The organism is Salinigranum sp. (assembly GCF_041641895.1).
Taxonomy (GTDB): Archaea; Halobacteriota; Halobacteria; order Halobacteriales; family Haloferacaceae; genus Salinigranum.
The window spans coordinates 1-16091 of sequence record NZ_JBEPXO010000084.1 but is presented as its reverse complement, the minus strand read 5'-3'; the positions used below and the strand labels follow the sequence as shown (position 1 = coordinate 16091).

At 69.7% G+C, this 16091-nt stretch carries 13 protein-coding genes; 5 read left to right on the top strand and 8 right to left on the bottom strand.

Annotated features, from left to right (window positions below; genetic code table 11):
• Nucleotides 1-858, top strand: an 858-nt coding sequence (locus ACESK5_RS15760; protein WP_372912534.1) for a molybdopterin-dependent oxidoreductase, incomplete at its 5' end; no start/stop codon positions are given.
• 20 nt (nucleotides 859-878) lie between these two features.
• Here the strand turns inward: ACESK5_RS15760 and ACESK5_RS15755 are convergent.
• Nucleotides 879-1679, bottom strand: a complete 801-nt coding sequence (locus ACESK5_RS15755; protein WP_372912533.1) for a 4-phosphopantoate--beta-alanine ligase — start codon at nucleotides 1677-1679, stop codon at nucleotides 879-881.
• A 77-nt stretch (nucleotides 1680-1756) separates the two neighbouring features.
• On the bottom strand, nucleotides 1757-2596 hold the full coding sequence (locus ACESK5_RS15750) for a pantoate kinase (RefSeq protein WP_372912532.1): 840 nt from the start codon (nucleotides 2594-2596) through the stop codon (nucleotides 1757-1759).
• Nucleotides 2597-3049: 453 nt separating this feature from the next.
• Here ACESK5_RS15750 and ACESK5_RS15745 point away from each other — a divergent pair, with 453 nt between their 5' ends.
• Nucleotides 3050-3298: a PRC-barrel domain containing protein gene (locus ACESK5_RS15745; protein WP_372912531.1), complete on the top strand. Its 249-nt coding sequence runs from the start codon at nucleotides 3050-3052 to the stop codon at nucleotides 3296-3298.
• Between the two features lie 86 nt (nucleotides 3299-3384).
• Here the strand turns inward: ACESK5_RS15745 and ACESK5_RS15740 are convergent, their stop codons facing one another.
• The 4 genes from ACESK5_RS15740 to ACESK5_RS15725 all read right to left on the bottom strand — a co-directional run bounded on the left by ACESK5_RS15740 (nucleotide 3385) and on the right by ACESK5_RS15725 (nucleotide 7003).
• On the bottom strand, nucleotides 3385-3975 hold the full coding sequence (locus tag ACESK5_RS15740; RefSeq protein WP_372912530.1) for a hypothetical protein: 591 nt from the start codon (nucleotides 3973-3975) through the stop codon (nucleotides 3385-3387).
• Nucleotides 3976-4229: 254 nt separating this feature from the next.
• A complete protein-coding gene (gene aspS, locus ACESK5_RS15735) occupies nucleotides 4230-5534 on the bottom strand; it encodes an aspartate--tRNA(Asn) ligase (RefSeq protein ID WP_372912529.1) in 1305 nt (434 codons plus the stop codon).
• Between the two features lie 183 nt (nucleotides 5535-5717).
• Nucleotides 5718-6203: a hypothetical protein gene (locus tag ACESK5_RS15730; protein ID WP_372912528.1), complete on the bottom strand. Its 486-nt coding sequence runs from the start codon at nucleotides 6201-6203 to the stop codon at nucleotides 5718-5720.
• Nucleotides 6204-6292: 89 nt separating this feature from the next.
• A complete protein-coding gene (locus tag ACESK5_RS15725; RefSeq protein WP_372912527.1) occupies nucleotides 6293-7003 on the bottom strand; it encodes a phosphoglycerol geranylgeranyltransferase in 711 nt (236 codons plus the stop codon).
• A gap of 140 nt (nucleotides 7004-7143) precedes the next feature.
• Between ACESK5_RS15725 and ACESK5_RS15720 the strand changes: the two genes are divergently transcribed.
• A complete protein-coding gene (locus tag ACESK5_RS15720; RefSeq protein WP_372912526.1) occupies nucleotides 7144-8331 on the top strand; it encodes a PQQ-binding-like beta-propeller repeat protein in 1188 nt (395 codons plus the stop codon).
• 121 nt (nucleotides 8332-8452) lie between these two features.
• On the opposite strand, the gene ACESK5_RS15715 is transcribed toward ACESK5_RS15720, so the two are convergent.
• Entirely contained in the window at nucleotides 8453-10978 is a 2526-nt protein-coding gene (locus ACESK5_RS15715; RefSeq protein WP_372912525.1) for a DNA topoisomerase I, read from the bottom strand.
• A gap of 249 nt (nucleotides 10979-11227) precedes the next feature.
• On the opposite strand from ACESK5_RS15715, the gene ACESK5_RS15710 reads away from it, so the two are divergent.
• Together ACESK5_RS15710 and ACESK5_RS15705 are read left to right on the top strand one after the other, a co-directional pair.
• Nucleotides 11228-11977, top strand: a complete 750-nt coding sequence (locus ACESK5_RS15710) for a hypothetical protein (protein WP_372912524.1) — start codon at nucleotides 11228-11230, stop codon at nucleotides 11975-11977.
• Between the two features lie 76 nt (nucleotides 11978-12053).
• Complete coding sequence (locus tag ACESK5_RS15705) at nucleotides 12054-12242, top strand: hypothetical protein (RefSeq protein ID WP_372912523.1); 189 nt, start codon at nucleotides 12054-12056, stop codon at nucleotides 12240-12242.
• Nucleotides 12243-12318: 76 nt separating this feature from the next.
• Here ACESK5_RS15705 and ACESK5_RS15700 read toward each other — a convergent pair.
• A partial coding sequence (locus tag ACESK5_RS15700) for a PKD domain-containing protein (RefSeq protein WP_372912522.1) occupies nucleotides 12319-16091 on the bottom strand: 3773 nt, incomplete at its 5' end.

The window sequence follows — 16091 nt, the reverse complement described above, 5'->3', positions numbered from 1 at the left end:
AAGCCGAGACTCCGGCGCGACCGGTGGGACGGCGCGACGCCGCTCTCGATTCTCACCGCCGTGGTCGCCCTCGCGGCCCTCTCGACCGGCGCGGCGTGGGTCCTCGGCGTCGACGTCGACGTCGGGTTCTGGACGCTCCTCAACGTCCACATCGGTCTCGGCCTCCTCCTCGTCCCACTCGTCCTGCTCCATCTGCGTGCCCGCTACCGACCGGTCCGCCGGGTCGACTTCGAGGGGCGTCGCACCGCGCTGCAGTACGGTGCGTTCCTCGTCGGCGGGGCACTCGTAGCCCGCGGCCAGGAACTGGCGAACGCCGTCGCCGGCACCGCGGGCGAGACGCGTCGGTTCACGGGGTCGAAACCGGTCGAGGGGGAGGGGTTCCCGGTCACCTCGTGGGTCGCTGACGACCCCGACCCCGTCGACCCCGAGACGTGGCGGCTCCGGGTGGACGGCCTCGTGGAGACGCCGCTCGAACTCGCCGACGAGCGGCTCGAGACGACGGACGAACTGCGGGCGCTCCTCGACTGCACGAGCGGGTGGTACACCGTCGAGGACTGGCGGGGCGTCTCGCTCGGCGCACTGCTCGACGAGGCCGGTGCCGACCCCGCGGCACGGTGGGTGACCGTCCACTCGGTGACGGGCTACCGGTGGAGTTTCCCCCTCGCGGAGGCCCGCGGGTTCCTCCTCGCGACCCACGTGGGGGGCGACAGGCTCTCGCACGGCCACGGGTTCCCGCTCAGACTCGTCGCGCCCGACCGGCGGGGGTTCCAGTGGGTCAAGTGGGTCACCCGGGTCGAACTGCGGCGGAGACGCGACGCCTCACAGTACGTCGCGACGCTGGTCAGTGGCGTCACCTGACCTGCCGGCCCGACCGGTCGCTACTGCCGCTCGCCGTTCGTCCGCGGGTCCGACTCGGCGCCCGTGTCGAGTGCTCCTCCCCGAATCGCCGTCTCCGCCTCGTGACGGGCGCCCTCGGCGTCGAACGCGTCGACGATGGCCTGTAGCTCCTCACGCGACGCTCCCGCGAGCTCTCTCGCGTGCGCCGTGACGTTCGGCAGGGCGCGGACGATGTTGTCGACGATGGGGACGGTAGCGGCTCGCGCCGACCGCGAGAGGGGGTTGAGGTCGACGACGATTTCGGTCTTGCCGACGCCGGCCAGCGCCTCGGCGCGGTCACCGTCTTCGAGCGGGACGAGGACGACGTCCGCGTCGCCGATGCCGTCTGCGTCGACGACGGCGCGCTTGTGGTCGAGTCCCGGGATGCGGGCGTCGCCGCTCAGCCCCTTCACCGCCTCCGCGCCGTGTTCGCGCAGGTGGTCGGCGATGGCTCGAATCCGCTCGTCGGTGCGGTTGAACAGGTTCACCTCGACGTCGGCGTCGACGACTGCGGCGAGTTCGACCACGTCCTCGGGAACGAGTGCGGCGACGTTCCCGTTCACCGACACGACGGGGTGTCGCGCCAGGAGGAGGTGGGCGGCGGCCGCCCGCGCGGCGGCGTCGGCGGTGGGGAGCGTCCGCTCGCCGAGGAGGTAGTCGAACGCCTCGCCGCGCCCCTCGGCGATGAGACCCTGCTTCGAGGTGATGCCCTTCTCGACACCCTCCTCGATGCGGTGTCGCGTCCGCAGTGACAGATACCGGGGGTGAGACTCCGGCAACTCCGATAACTCCGCGTCGCTCATGGTGGGGTGAGGTCGCCGCGAGGGTAAAAATCGGCCGTCTTTCGTCTGCGGTGCGTCCTGGGGCGCGCCCGTCGGCGTCACTCCCGTTCGAGATGTGCGCCGGAGGGGTACGTCTCGCACACCTGCGGGTCGTACCCCGCGTCCGACAGGCCGGTCCCGAGGGCGAACACCGACCGACCCAGCATCGCCATCGCCGCCTCCCCGCCCGCGTCGGTGACCGCGTCGACGACGGCTTCTACCTCCGGGACGAGGAGGCCCGCCTCGCGGGCGAACCGGCGCGAGAGCCACATCAGGTGCGGGAGGGTCGGTCGCTCGCGCAGGTCGGCGAGCGCGCGCTCGCCGGCACGACTCAGCCTGGTCGTGTCTCCCTCGATGACCTCGGCCGTCGACAGTTCCCCGAACGCGACGTACTCGACGCGCGAACTCGTCGGTACGCCGTCGAGCACGCCGTGACCCGGCGCACCCGGTTCGACCCGGATGGGGACGCCGCCGTGTGCCTGTGCGACGACGTCGCCGAGTCCGGTGCCGGCGACGACTTCGGCGACGTGGGCCAGCCTGACGAGGTCGTTCTCCGAGCGTTCCCCGTCGAACACCGTGTTGCTCGCGTAGGCGGTCCCGAGGGCGGCCGCACCGGAGACGCCGAAGCCCGACCCGACGGGGAGGTCGCTCTCGACGGTGACGTGTGCCGTCGCGTCGAACGCGTCGAGGACGTGGCCGACCGGCTCCATCTCGACGCGTTCGCCGTCGAGGACGACGCGCGTCGTCCCGGCGGCGGCAACCCGCACGCGGACGCCGTCCGAGAGCGTCAGGCCGCCGCCCCGCGACCCCGTCGTGGCCGGGTCGTCGGTCCGGTGGGCACTGAAGAACCCGGTGACGTGGCCGGGGACGAACGCCGTCGCCGTCGACTGTTCCGACATCTACTGTGTCCTACCCGGCGAACCCCGTATAACGCTTCAGATTTCCTCGCCCGCGTGTGCCGCTCCCGCACCCGTTTCGTCGTCTCGGTCACGTTCTCGCGTCGCTCTCCGCCCTGCTCGACCCCGACGAGTCTCGAAACTGATGCTCGGGGCGATAGCTTGACGTACCAGTTCGGCCTCCACTGGACCGTCGTCTGCCTGCGAGGATGGGACGGCGACTCGGTATCGACCACCACCACCCCTACCCGCGTTTTTGCCCCCTCAGTCTCCGCTCAGTCTCCGACGCTCCGCACTCCAGCGAGGCGCCCGGGACGACGTGAATCCCCGGACCCCGCGTTCGGCGGACACCTGTTCACGGCCGCTATCCTCTCACCCACTGACTGGTCAGGCGTTCCAACCGTCGCCCTCGTCACCAAAATAGCTTATCAGTTGACACTTTGTACGGGGAACCGCATGGCTCACAGCTTCACCGACGACGACGAGGGGAAGAAGGTCATCAACGCCGACGGCGAGACGGTCGGACTCGTCTCGGACGTCACCCACGGCACCGCGTACGTCGACCCCGACCCCGGCATCACAGACAAACTCATGTCGAAACTCGGGTGGTCCGACCGGGACGACGACGACTACCCGCTCCAGGAGAACGCGGTCGACCGTGTCGACGACGACGCTGTCCACCTGCGCCGAACCCGAAGCCTCTGAAGTCGCGCCGCGTTCTCTTCGCGTCGGTCGTCGCCCGTCCGTTCCCGTCGGGCGAAGCGCCCTATCGACTTCCTGTTCGTTCCGCGTCAGCGAGCGTCCTCGGCCAGTCGCACGTTCCCGTCGGGGTGCTGGTCGGCGTCCTCGGCGATGATGCCCTCCACTCTGAGCTGTTCGACCTCGCCTCTGACGGCGTCCCGGTCGAGTCCTCCGACGACGCTCGCGACGTCGAGCAGGAAGCTCTCGGGAACGCCGTCGCCGTCGCCCGGGTCCGCGGCGCCCCCGCGCTGGAGTCCCGCGTCGCTCTCGGCGAGAGCCGTGGTCAGCACCTCGACGTACCGCCGAACGTCGCGCTCGCCGGCCAGTTCGTCGTACCACGACTGTGGGAAGCGGCTCACCCGTCCGTCGCCCGTCCGATACAGCGGGTCCTCGCCGACCCACTCGTCCGCGTCGACGAGTCGCTCTTCGACGGCCGGTCGGACGCTGTCGGGGTCGACCGGGTGGCCCCGGGCGTCGAGTCGCTCCGCGTACGCGACGAGACGGTCGACACGGACGCCGTCCTCGCCGTCGTCGTCGAAGCGGGCGACGAGTTCGACGAGGTCGTCGACCAGGAGTGTCTCGCCGCGCTGGCCAGCCTCTTCGAGGATGTGCGTCGAGAGCGCTCGCTCTGGTTCACTCATCGTATCGGGACGTGGACGCGACACGGAAAGGCTCGTGGCTTGCCTGTCGACCGTACCAGGGCGTCGACGTCACCGTACGGCGACAGTCGCTGGCGGCCCCGTGGGAACCGCGTGGAACCGGAGGTACCACGAGCACCCACGGGACCGCCAGCGCCTGAGTCCGGAGGACGAAGGCGACAGGTCCCGTGGGAACCGCGTCACGTCGCTCCGCTCGCCCGCCCGACCGGCTCCCGCGTTCTGACAGCGGTTCCGTCCTACGGACTCAACCGCTGTCGATCGCGCGGGAACAGCACACCCTCGCGGATGTTCGGCAGCCCGAGCATCGTCATGACGAGCCGCTCACAGCCGAGGCCCCAGCCAGCGTGCGGGGGCATGCCGTACTTGAACATCTTCGTGTAGTAGTCGAACGCCTCGGGGTCGAGGCCCTGCTGTTCGAAGCCTTCGACCAGGTGGTCGTAGCGGTGTTCACGCTGCCCGCCCGAGACGAGTTCCATCCGCGGGTGCATCATGTCGAACCCCGTCGAGAGCCGCTCGTCGTCGTCGTGGTCCTTGATGTAGAACGGCTTGATCTCCGAGGGCCAGTCGGTGATGAAGTAGTGCGATCCGACGTCCTCGCCGAGCGCCTTCTCGCCCTCGGTCGGCAGGTCGTCGCCCCACACCAACTGCTCGTCGAGTTCGCCCGTCGCGTTGATGCGTTCGATGGCCTCCTCGTAGGTGAGCCGGGGGAAGTCCTCGTCCGGGACCGCGAACTCGTCGGCGAGGTCGAGCGCTTCTAACTCGCCCCGACAGTTCTCGTCGACGCCCTCGTAGGCGGCGCGGACGACCGTCTCGCAGGCGTCCATCGCCTCGGAGTGGTCGACGAACGCGGACTCGAAGTCGATGGAGGTCGCCTCGTTCAGGTGGCGGGGGGTGTTGTGCTCCTCGGCACGGAAGATGGGACCGATCTCGAACACGCGCTCGAGGCCGGAGCCGACCATCAGCTGCTTGAACAGCTGGGGCGACTGGTTCATGAACGCCTCGCGGCCGAAGTAGGTGATGGGGAACAGTTCGGTGCCGCCCTCGGTCCCGGTGGCGACGATCTTCGGCGTGTTGATCTCCGTACAGCCGAGCGAGCGGAACGCCTCGCGGACCGAACGGAGGATCTCGGCGCGAATCTCGAAGATGGCCTTCACCTCCTCCTTGCGGAGGTCGAGCGTCCGGTTGTCCAGTCGCGTGGAGAGTTCGGCGTCGACCTTGCCGGAGGGGTCCAGCGGGAGCTGGGGGTCGGCCTCGGCGAGCACCTCGACCGACGCGGGGGTGACCTCGACGCCCGTCGGGGCGCGCGGCTCCTCCTCGACGTCGCCGGTGACGACGATGACGCTCTCGCGGTGGACGCCCAGCCCCGTCTCGACGAGTTCGTCGTCCATCTCCTCTTTCTCGAACTTGACCTGTATCTTCCCGGTGGTGTCCCGGAGGATCAGGAACGCGATTCCGCCGAGGTCCCGAATCTCGTGGACCCAGCCGGCGACCGTGACCGTGTCGCCGGGTTCGGCGTCGGCCGTGTAGGTTCGGTCCTGCATGTCCGACTCTTCCGGTGGGCCGGTCTTAAACGCGGTCATTCCGTCTCGCTCCGAACCCTCCGCCGGCTCGGCCACGCCGCACTCCCAGCCGCGTCCATCGTCACCACGGCTGGCTGGCTCCCGGCCGGACTGCTCCTCCCGGGTTAGCTCCCCCCGTGTCGCCTGTCGGGGCCGTCCGTGCGGTCACTCGTACGCCATCGAGACGAGTCCGCGGAGGGCGACGGCGACTTCCTCGACCCTGTCGACGTCGAGTTCCTCCGCCGTGAGGAGGAGGCCGTGGTCGCCGACGATGACCCGGCAGACGAACCCGTCGGTGAAGACGCGGACGGTGAACTCGTAGTCGCCGAGCGAGGGGTCGCTCCCCGCACCCGCCGCGTGGGGCTCGTACCGTTCGTACGGCGTGAACCCGACGCGTTCGCGCTCGACGAGACTCGCCTTCACCTCCAGGGCGCGTCGGCGGTCGTCGCCGTAGAGGTCCTTCCGGAGGTACAGCAGTTCCGACGCCGTCTCGGTGAAGTGGATGACGCTCCGGAGCGCGTCGCCGACGGCGGTCCGACAGATGGAGAGGAGTTCGGTCTCGGTCGGCGAGTGTACCGCGCGGGTCATGTCGATCGGGAGCGGCGGCTGGTCCGTCCGTCGGGACGCTGTCGGCGTGGTGCGGCGACTCATATCCCTCAGATGGGAGCGAGACGAGATAACCGTTCCTCAAAATATACCGAAACGACGATTTACAGAGACAAAATAGAACGAAACCGAACTCATTCGGCGTGTGCGTCTTTCACACCCTCGACCGTCTCGCGGACGGCGTCGACGCCCTCGTCGTGGAGCAGGTCACCGACGACGATGGTGTCGGCGTTCTTGCCCATCTCGTAGGCGGTGTCGTAGTCGTGGATGCCGCCCCCGTAGAACAGCGTCGCGTCGTCGAGTGCCGACTGGGCGGCGGCGACCTTCTCGGTGTCGCCGAACGTCCCCGAGTACTCGATGTAGACGATGTCCTGGCCGAACATCCGCTCCGCCACGCGGGCGTACGAGGCGACGTCGTCGGCGGACTGGTCACAGTCGGCGTCGGTGTACTCGGCGACGGCGGAGTCGGGGTTGAGGACGATGTACGCCTCCGTGTGGGTGCGTTCCCAGTCGAGACTATCGGCAATACGGACCCACTCCTTGTGCGCACCCGTCACCCAGAAGACGTCGCCCGCGTTGAACACCGTCGGGATGAGGTAGCCGTCGAGTGCAGGGGAGTCGATGACGACCCCCGGGTTCGACGGTTCCTGATAGAGGGGGACGCCGTACTCGGCGCAGGCGTCGATCACCGCACCCATGTTGTGTTTGGTCATCCCGGTCGTTCCGCCGATCTCGATGGCGTCCGTCCCCGTCTGACAGACGTCCGCGAACGTCTCGTCGCCGACGAGGTCCTTGTCGGGGTCCACCTTCAGAATGTGGTCCCACTGTTGCCACGGCCCGGTCATTGATGCCCAGTCGATGTGGGACGAACAAAAAGAGCGCGGATTCCGGGAGTCGTCGTGGCTGGACCCCGTCGACGGCGTCGTCGCCCACCACGCGCCCGACGAACAGCAGACATATGCCACCGAGGGCGCACCGACGACACGTGCCCTCCAGACGACAGATTCTCGCGGGGACGGGCCTCGCCGCTCTCGGCGCGGGCGTCGCCGTGACCCGCGGCACGGGTGGCTTCGAACCGTATCACGACGGCGAGGAGGAACCGGACACGACGTGGTGGCGCCAGCCGACGTTCGACCGTATCGGGTCGTGTTACAATCCACGGTCGGTCGGCCCGCGACGTGAGGTCGCCGAACGGTGGTCGAGAGAGATTCCGGGTCCGTCGGCCCGCCCCGTGGTCACCGACGGCCGCGCGTACCTGCCGACGGCCGAGGCACTGCTCGTCGTCGACGCCGCCACCGGGGAGGAACTGTGGCGAGCGGACGGGGGTGACCCGCCGATGTGGCCCCGGTCGGTCGCCGTCTTCGGAGGAACCGTCTACCTCACACAGGTCGGCGACCCACCCCTGCTGGCGCTCGACGCGGAGACCGGCGACGAGCAGTGGACGTTCACCGCGGCCGAGTACGGCCTCCGACCGCTCCTCGTCGACCACGAGCGCCCCTCGCTGTACACCGGCGACGGGTCGGGGACGGTGTACGCGCTCGACCCCGCGACCGGCGACGTCCAGTGGGATGCCGACGTGTTCGGCACGGTCACGGCGCTCGTCCAGAGCATCCCCGACCTCGTCGTCGGGACGGAAGCGGGCGAGGTGTACGGTCTGTACCCCGGCGACGGCCGCGGCCTCTGGCGGGAGGGGGTGTCGGGACCGGTCGACGCGCTCGCCACCGCGAACGGTCGCGGCGCGTTCGTCAGCACGTTCGGCGGCCCGACGGTGGAACTGGACGGCAGGCGCGGCGGCGAACCGGCGTGGTCGACCGACGTCTGGAGCGCCGACTCGTTCGTCGTCGCCGGACGCAACCTCTTCGCGGCGGGTCACCGCCTCGTCGACCTAGACGTCCGCGGCGGCGACCGACTGTGGACCGGCGGCGCGACGGCACAGTGTGGCCCGGCGGCGGCCGGCGACACCGTCTACGCCGCGTCGGAGACACACGTCACCGGCTACGCGGTACGCGGGGGTCTCGGCGTCGGCGGCCTCCGCGTCGACGCCCGCCGGTGGTCACACCCCGTCGAAGGGCGTCCCGAGCAGGGACTCGCCGTCGCCGACGGGGCCGTGTTCGTCCTCACCGAGGGTGGCGGAGACGACCGTTCGATGGCGTACGCACTCGAAGAAGCGTGAACTGCACCGAGGCGAGTGGCGAGGTGAGGTGAGACGAGACGGTGCGAGGTGAGGTGAGACGAGACGGTGCGAGGTGAGGTGAGACGAGACGGTGCGAAGTGAGGCGAGGGAAAGGCAGGGGTCAGTCGGCCTTCGCCTGCCACTGCCGGACCCGGTCGGCGCCGACGCCGTCGACGCGCGCGGCGACTTCGTCGGGGTCGGCGTTCTTCAGCGACTCGACGTCGGTTATCTCGGCCATCTTCAGCTTCTCGGCCGTCTTCTCACCGATGCCCTCGATGGTCTCGAGTTCGGAACCGTTCTGCCGCGCCTGGTACTCGCGGTAGTTGCAGATGGGACAGCCGAGTTCCCACGGGTCGCGGTCCGAGTCGGGGTAGACGATGTGGAGTTCCGGCAGGTCGTGTTCCTCGCACCGGTCGTCGGTCACCTCGACGTCGCCCCGACGGGGGAGCGGCAGCGAGTACTCGCAGTCGGGGTAGCGCGTACAGCCGACGAGCCGCGACCCGTTGCGGAGGCGCTTGATGGCCAACTCCCCGCCGTGTTCCTCGTTGCACTCCGGGCACGCCCCGATGACCAGGTCGTCCTCCTCTTCGGCGGCGTCGGCCTTGCACTGGGGGCACCCGTGGACGAACGTCTTCCGCCCGGCGAGCATCTTCACCTCGTGCAGGCCGTGCTCGTCGCACTCCTCCTCTAAGATGAGCGGCCGCCCCGTCGACGGGAGCGGGAGCGTGTACGTACAGTCGGGGTAGCCGTTACAGCCGACGAAGTACGACCCGTGACGCGACTTCCGGACGAGGAGGTCGTCGCCGCACTCGGGGCAGGGCCCGAGCGTCTTGTCCGCCTTCATCGACTTCTGGAGGTGGTCGCCGAGCGCCTCGCGGTTCTCCATCAGCCCCTCGAAGACGTGTCTGAGGTACTCGCGCGACTCCTCGGTCACGTCGTCGAGTGTCGCCTCTCCCTCGGCGATGGCGGCCATGTCCTGTTCGAGCTGGGCGGTCATCTCCTCCGAGACGATGAGGTCGGCGAACTCCTCGCTTGCCTCGACGACGGCTCGCGCCAGCCGCGTCGGTCGCGGCGGGTCGCCCTCGATGTAGCCGCGGTCGTACAGTTTCTGGATGACGTCGTGTCTCGTCGCCTTGGTCCCGATGCCCATCTTCTCCATCGTCTCGATGAGCCGCGACTGGCCGTACCGCCTGGGGGGCTGGGTCTGTTTCTCCTCCAGTCGGAGGTTCGAGAGGGCGAGTTCCTCACCCTCCTCGACGTCCGGGACGATGTTCTCCGAGGAGTTGTAGTAGGGGTAGACGGCGTGGTAGCCCGGGTCGACGAGGCGCTTCCCGTTGGCCTTCAGCGACTCGCCGCCGGCCTCGGCGACGACCCGGAGGTGCTCCCACGTCGCCGGCGGCGCCACCGTCGCGAAGAAGCGCCGCACGACGAGTTCGTACACCTCCCACTCGTCGTCCGAGAGCGCGGAGGGGGACGGCAGTTCGCCGGTCGGGTGGATGGGCGGGTGGTCGGTCGTCTCCTCGTCGCCCGCCGTCGGGTCGATGTCCTCCTGGTCCAGCAGGGAGGCGGCGTCGTCGCCGAAGGCCGACCCCGCGAACGCCTCCAGCAGTTCCCGCGGGTCGAGGTCGTCGGGGTAGACCGTGTTATCCGTCCGCGGGTAGGTAACGTAACCGGCGGTGTAGAGGTCCTCGGCGATGCTCATCGCACGCTGGGCGGAGTAGCCGATGCTCCCCGCGGCGCGGATGAACTGCGTGGTGTTGAACGGCGCGGGGGGTGTGTCCGTCCGGGTCCGTCGGTCGACGTCCGTGACGACGGCCGACTGCGCCGAGGCCAGCGCCATGTGCGCCGTCTCCGCGGCGGTCTGGTCCCAGACGCGTTCGGCCTCGGTCCCGTCGTCGTCGATGTAGAAGTACTGCGCCTCGAAGCGCTCCGCGCCCTCGTCCGCTTCGTCCGCCGAACCGGTCGTGAGGTCGGCGTACAGCTCCCAGTAGTCCTCGGGGTCGAACGCGTCGATTTCGCGCTCGCGGTCGACGATGAGCTTCAGGGTCGGTCCCTGCACCCGCCCGACGGAGATGAAGTCCTCGCCGAGTTGGCGCGCCGACAGCGAGAGGAAGCGCGTCAGCGCCGCCCCCCACATCAGGTCGACAATCTGTCTCGCCTCGCCCGCGGCGGCGAGGTCGAAGTCGAGGCTGTCGGGGTTCGAGAACGCCTCCGTCACCTCCCGCTCCGTGATCGAGGAGAAGCGGACCCGATTCACGGGGACCTCCTCGTTCACCTCGCGGACGAGTTCGTACGCCTCCTTGCCGATGAGTTCGCCCTCGCGGTCGTAGTCCGTCGCGATGACGACGCTGCCAGCCCGCCGGGCGAGCCGCCTGAGCGCGCGGACGATGTTCTCCTGCGTCGGGCGTTTCTCGACGCTCGCGTCGATGAGTTCGACCGGTTCGACGTCGCGCCAGTCCGCGTACTCCGCCGGGAAGTCGACGCCGACGACGTGTCCCGACAGGCCGACGACGCGCTTGCCGCCCCAGGTGTAGACGTTCACGCCGTTCATCCGCTCCGTCTCGGCGGTGCCGCCGCTCAGGATGTCCGCAATCCGTCGCGCGGCGTTGTCCTTCTCGGTGACGATCAACTCCGGGCCGCTGGTCATTGGTCCCCGCTATGCGCAGGGAGTGCGTAAAGGTTTCGTGGGAGAAAACCACCCGACAGCGACGGAACAAGGCGTGCGTGCGCGACGCGGACGCCCGCGAGTGGTGAACCAGAGCCCTCCGGCCCGACACGCTCGTCGCCCGGCCGAGTCGCCCGCGTCCGCCGCCGTCGCGTTCGGGTCGTCCTCGCCGCGGAGACAGTCAGTCGACTCGTGGATGAGAGCTTTGCTAACATACGTCGTACGTTCACCATGCAGTCCGAAGCCGACCTGCGGGCGGTGTGGGAGCGTTTCTGGGACGCCTACGGCGCCGAGGAGCGGCAGGCACGGCGTCTGCGCGCCGTCGCGACCGACTATCCGGTGAAACGTGGCCTCGTCGTCTCGTACCCGGACCTGCTCGACGCCGGGATGAGCGAGCGCGAACTCCGGGTGCGTCCCGACCGGACGCTCGGCGTGGGCGTCGAGACGTTCGAGTCACACGTGCGCGCCCTCGACATCGAGGACGCGTGGGAGCGGTCGTTCGACGTGCTCATCCTCCACGTCGACGACGTGCCGGGCGGGTTCAAACCGTTCGACTCGAACCTCATGGCCCACCTGAACGAACTCGTCCAGCTCGCGGTGACGTTCGACGCCGCGCCCGAACGCATCTCCGACCTGATGGAGGCGGCGTTCGTCTGTACCTCCGGGCACGTCACGCGTCTCCACCAGCCCGGCCGCCGTCGTCGAGACATCGGCCACTGCCCGGAGTGTGGCGACCCCGTCTACCTCGAAGAGCGCGAGAGCCTCTTCGCCGAAATCCAGCGGGTCTCCGTGAGCGGCGACGGCTTCGACGGCCTCACCGGCATCCTCGGGGGGCGCCGCTGGAAGGGCGTCTCCATCGAGGAGGGGGACACGGCGACGGTGAACGCCGTCCCGCGGGCGGATTTCCGGGAGGACTCCACCCACGGGTCGGCGTACCTCGACCTCCTGCACGTCGAAGTCGAGGCGGACCTGCCGTTCTGACCGCCCGGTGCCACGGTCCGCCGGACTCCGCCCTCGTGCGGGTGGATTTATTATCAATGGAATGTAATTTAGACGTATGGCTCACGCACCTGAACACGTCGAGCAGTACGTCTGTGTGAACTGCCAGGTGACGTACGCGGGGTCGGTCACGAGCGAGGGCGGCCAGCGTCACTTCCACCCGCCCGACGACTGCCCCGTCTGCGGCGACCCGGACTTCGTCCAACTGGAGTCGTACGTCCACCGGGCGCTCGAACAGTCCACCTGAGGGTCGAGAACGTGTGTCGGACGGGTCCGGGCGACCGGTGCCCCCGTCCGTCCCGCGGGCCGTCGCTCGTCCCGGTTCAGTCGCGTCGCCGGAGCGCGAGTACGCTCACCAGCACCGCGACGAGCACCGCGACGGCACCGAAGCCCGGCCCCTCTGTCGCGGTAGTCGGCGTCGCGTCCTCCACCGTGCCGGTGTCCGCCGCCGGCGTCGCCGTCACGGTGGCCGTCTCCGTCGCTGCGGCCGGCGTGGACTGGTCGTCGTCGGCCCCCGTCGGCGTCGTCGCCCCGGTCGTCACGTCGTCCAGTGCGTCACGACTGCCGACGGCGAACGTCGACAGACCCGGCGAGACGGCCTCGAACCGGACTGTCACCTCCTCCTCGCCGACGACTCGCGTCTCCAATGCCGTCCACTCCGCGGCGTGGTAGCGGTAGAGGACGACGTCCTCGGACGCGAGGCCGCGTTCTGCCAGCCGGCTGGTGCTGACGGTGAACCCGAACGTCACCTCGGAGACGTCTGCCTCCTCGAAGTCGTCGCCGGTGTCGACGGTGACGTACCCGACTGCCCCGTCGACGGCCGGCGTCCCGTCGGTCGGTGGGTCGATCGAACTCGACACGTCGGCGCTGAACCCGGTCTCGCGGGCGAACGTCGTCGCCATCGACTCGAGTGCCAGCCCGTCGCGCTCGACCCGCTCCGTGACGTCTGCGGCAGGCAGCGTCACGCTTACCTGGTCCGTTCCCTTCGCACCCGTGACCGCGACGGTCACGCCCGCCTCGGCCCGCTCGACGGATGCCGCCGCGTCGCCCTCCGCCGTCACCGTCGGTTCCGTCTCCGGCGGCGACGACTCCGGCGTGGTGGCGGGCGTCGTCGGCGCGGGCGCCGGTGCGGCACCGCCGAGTCCACCCGACCCCCCGGACCCACCGGAGGCGGTCGTCTCGGCTTCCACGGTCACGGTTACCGTGTCCGTCGCCGTGTTTCCGGCTGCATCCGTCACGGTGAGCGTCACGGTGTAGTCGCCCGCCGACGTGTAGGTGTGGCCGGGCGAGACGCCGGTCGCCGCGTCGCCGTCGCCGAACGTCCAGCCGTAGCTGTCGATTCCAGAGGCGTCGCTCGACGCCGAGGCGTCGAACGGAACCGACTCGTCGACGTCGACTGTCCGGTCGGTGCCGGCGTCGGCAGCCGGGGCAGTGGTGTCGAGGCGCACCGCACCGGTGGTCGCCGTGTTCGCGTTCCCGGCCGTGTCGGCCGCGGCCACAGTGAGCGTGTACGACCCGTCCGCGCCGGTGCTCGCGTCGTCGACGGTGAACGTGGTGTCGTACGTCCCGTCGCCGTCGCCGTCCGACAGCGACCGGCTGCCAGCGCCGAACGCGCTCGCGTCGACGGTGACCGACTGGAGGTTCGGCTCGGTCACGTCCACCGCGACGGTGAGACTGTCGCCGTCCGCGACGACGCCGTCGCCGTTCGAGGCGTCCCTGAGGACCGCGTTCGACAGCGACGGCGCGGTGGTGTCGCCGGACGAACTCCCGGAGACGTCTACGTTCCCGGACGAGTAGTGGATGGGGACGTCGAGCTTGACCCCGGCGTCCGTCTCGGTGGCCGTCGGTGTGACGTCGCTCCCGATGGCGTTGACCTGCAGTTGCGAGGGGTCGGTGACGCCCCACGAGGTCAGCAGGGAGTCCGGCAGGAACGTCTCGTAGAAGCCGCTGTTGAGCGTCCCCTGCGTGGTGTTGTGCGGGCCGGCGACGAACAGCCGGAGCGCCGGGTCGCCCGACCCCGTCGTGGTCGCCGTCGGCGTCCCGAGCTCCTGCGCGTCGGTGAGAATCATCGTCCCGTTGTAGTCGTCCGGTGAGGAGACGTGCGCCATCTCGTCGACTGCGAGGTCGACGACGGCCGTGTACGCCTCGTCGGCAGTGTCCTCGGTCGCGGGTGCCGGCCAGGCCCCGTACGGGCCGCCCGACATCCGCGCGGTGAGCAGCTGTGCGGAGGCCGGCTCGAGTTCGACCGAGAGGTTCGTCGTCCCGTCGCCGTTGTCGGTGACGGTGTACGAGCCGTTGCGGCCCGTCCCGAGGAGCAGTCGCGGGACGTAGCCGTCGCCGACGGTGACGTTGATGCGCATCCGGGTGTCGCTGGCGAAGCCGATGTCGGACAGTTCGGTCCGGTTCTGCACCGACTCGCCGCTGTCGTCGGCGTCACGAAGCTGTATCTGGAGGAGGCTCCCGCCCTGCGGGACGTAGACGTTCTGCGTCAGCTTCCCCACGTCGGGGGCGGTCCCACCGACGTGTTCGACCGAGTAGCGCTCGACGACGCGTCGGACGGTCGTCGTCTCGCCGCTCGCGCCGTCGTTGCCGGCCGCGTCGGCGGCCGTCGTGAGCGTCACGTCGTAGCTCCCGGCCTCGGGGAGGGTGTAGGTGTGGAAGTAGAGGTAGCCGCCCCCGACGGGGCTCTCCGAGAGTTCGGCCTCGGTGAGCGTCGCCACCGTGGCGCCGCTCTCGTTCGTCACTACGACGTCGACGTCCGTGACCTGCTCGTCGGACTCGAACAGCACGTCGACGGCCAGCGGCGTGGTCGTGTCGACCTGAACGCCGAAGTTCGAGACAGTCGGCGCAGTGGTGTCGCTCGCCGAGGTGTCGACGACGAGGCTCGCCGTCGTCGTGTTCGTGTTCGACGAGGCGTCGGCGGCAGTGAACGACAGCGTCTGCGTCCCGTCGCTCGCGACCGACCCGCTCTCGCCGACGACGAACGTCGCGTTCCAGACGTCGTCGCCGTCCTCGTCGGTGAGCGAGACGGTCCCCGCCCCGAAGTTCGTGGCGTCGACGGAGACGGCGCCGACGACGACGTCGTCCGTCGCGGTGACGTTGACCTTCACCGAGTCGCCGTCGGCGACCGTCCCGTCTCCGTCCGTGAGGTCGAACGCACCCGCGTTCGAGACGTCGGGGGCAGTCTCGTCCGGCGTGCCGACCGTCACCTCGGTCGTCGTCGACGTGTTGGCGTTCCCCGCCTCGTCGGTGGCAGTGACGCTCGCCTGGTACGTCCCGTCGTAGACCGAGCCGACGACGAACGTGCCGTCGTAGACGCCGTCGCCGTCCCCGTCGGTGAGGGTGAGCGATTCGGCGCCCCCGAGCGCGGAGACGTCCGCGGTGACCGCCGTCAACCGGGCGTCGCTCACCTCGGCACGGACCTCCGCGGTGTCGCCCTGGTCGACGACGGCACTCGCGTCGCTCGCGTTGCGGAGGACGGCGTTAGACAGACTCGGCGTCGTCGTGTCGACGACGATGTCGTCCGTCGTCGTCGTGGCCGTGTTGCCCGCGGCGTCGGTCACCGTCACGGTGAACGTGTAGGTACCGTCGGCGACCGAGTCGGTGATCGGAAGGCTCGCGTCGTAGGTGCCGTCCTCGTCGGAGTCGCCGAGGAGTTCGTCCGACGCGTGGCCGACCGCCTGCGCGTCGACCCGCACCTCGACCGGGTTCGCGTCGTTCGCGTCCGCTGAGACGTTCAGCAGGCCGCCGGTGCCGACGAGGTTCGGGGACGCGTCGTCGTCGCTGGTCGTGACCGCGTTCGAGACGGTCGGAGCAGTCATGTCCAGGACGAGCGTCGCCGTCGTCGTGTTCCAGTTCCCGGCGGCGTCCGTCGCGTTGACCGTGAGCGAGTACGACCCGTCGGTCGCTCCCGCGCTCGCGGCGTCGACGGTGAACGTGCCGTCGTAGACGCCGTCGCCGTCGCCGTCGTCGAGTGCGAGCGGGTCCGGTCCGCCGAGGTCCGAGGCGTTCGCCGTCACCGTCACCGTACTGACGTCCGAGACGGCGACGCTCACCTCGACGGCGTCGCCGTCGGCGAGGACGCCCGGGGCGTGGC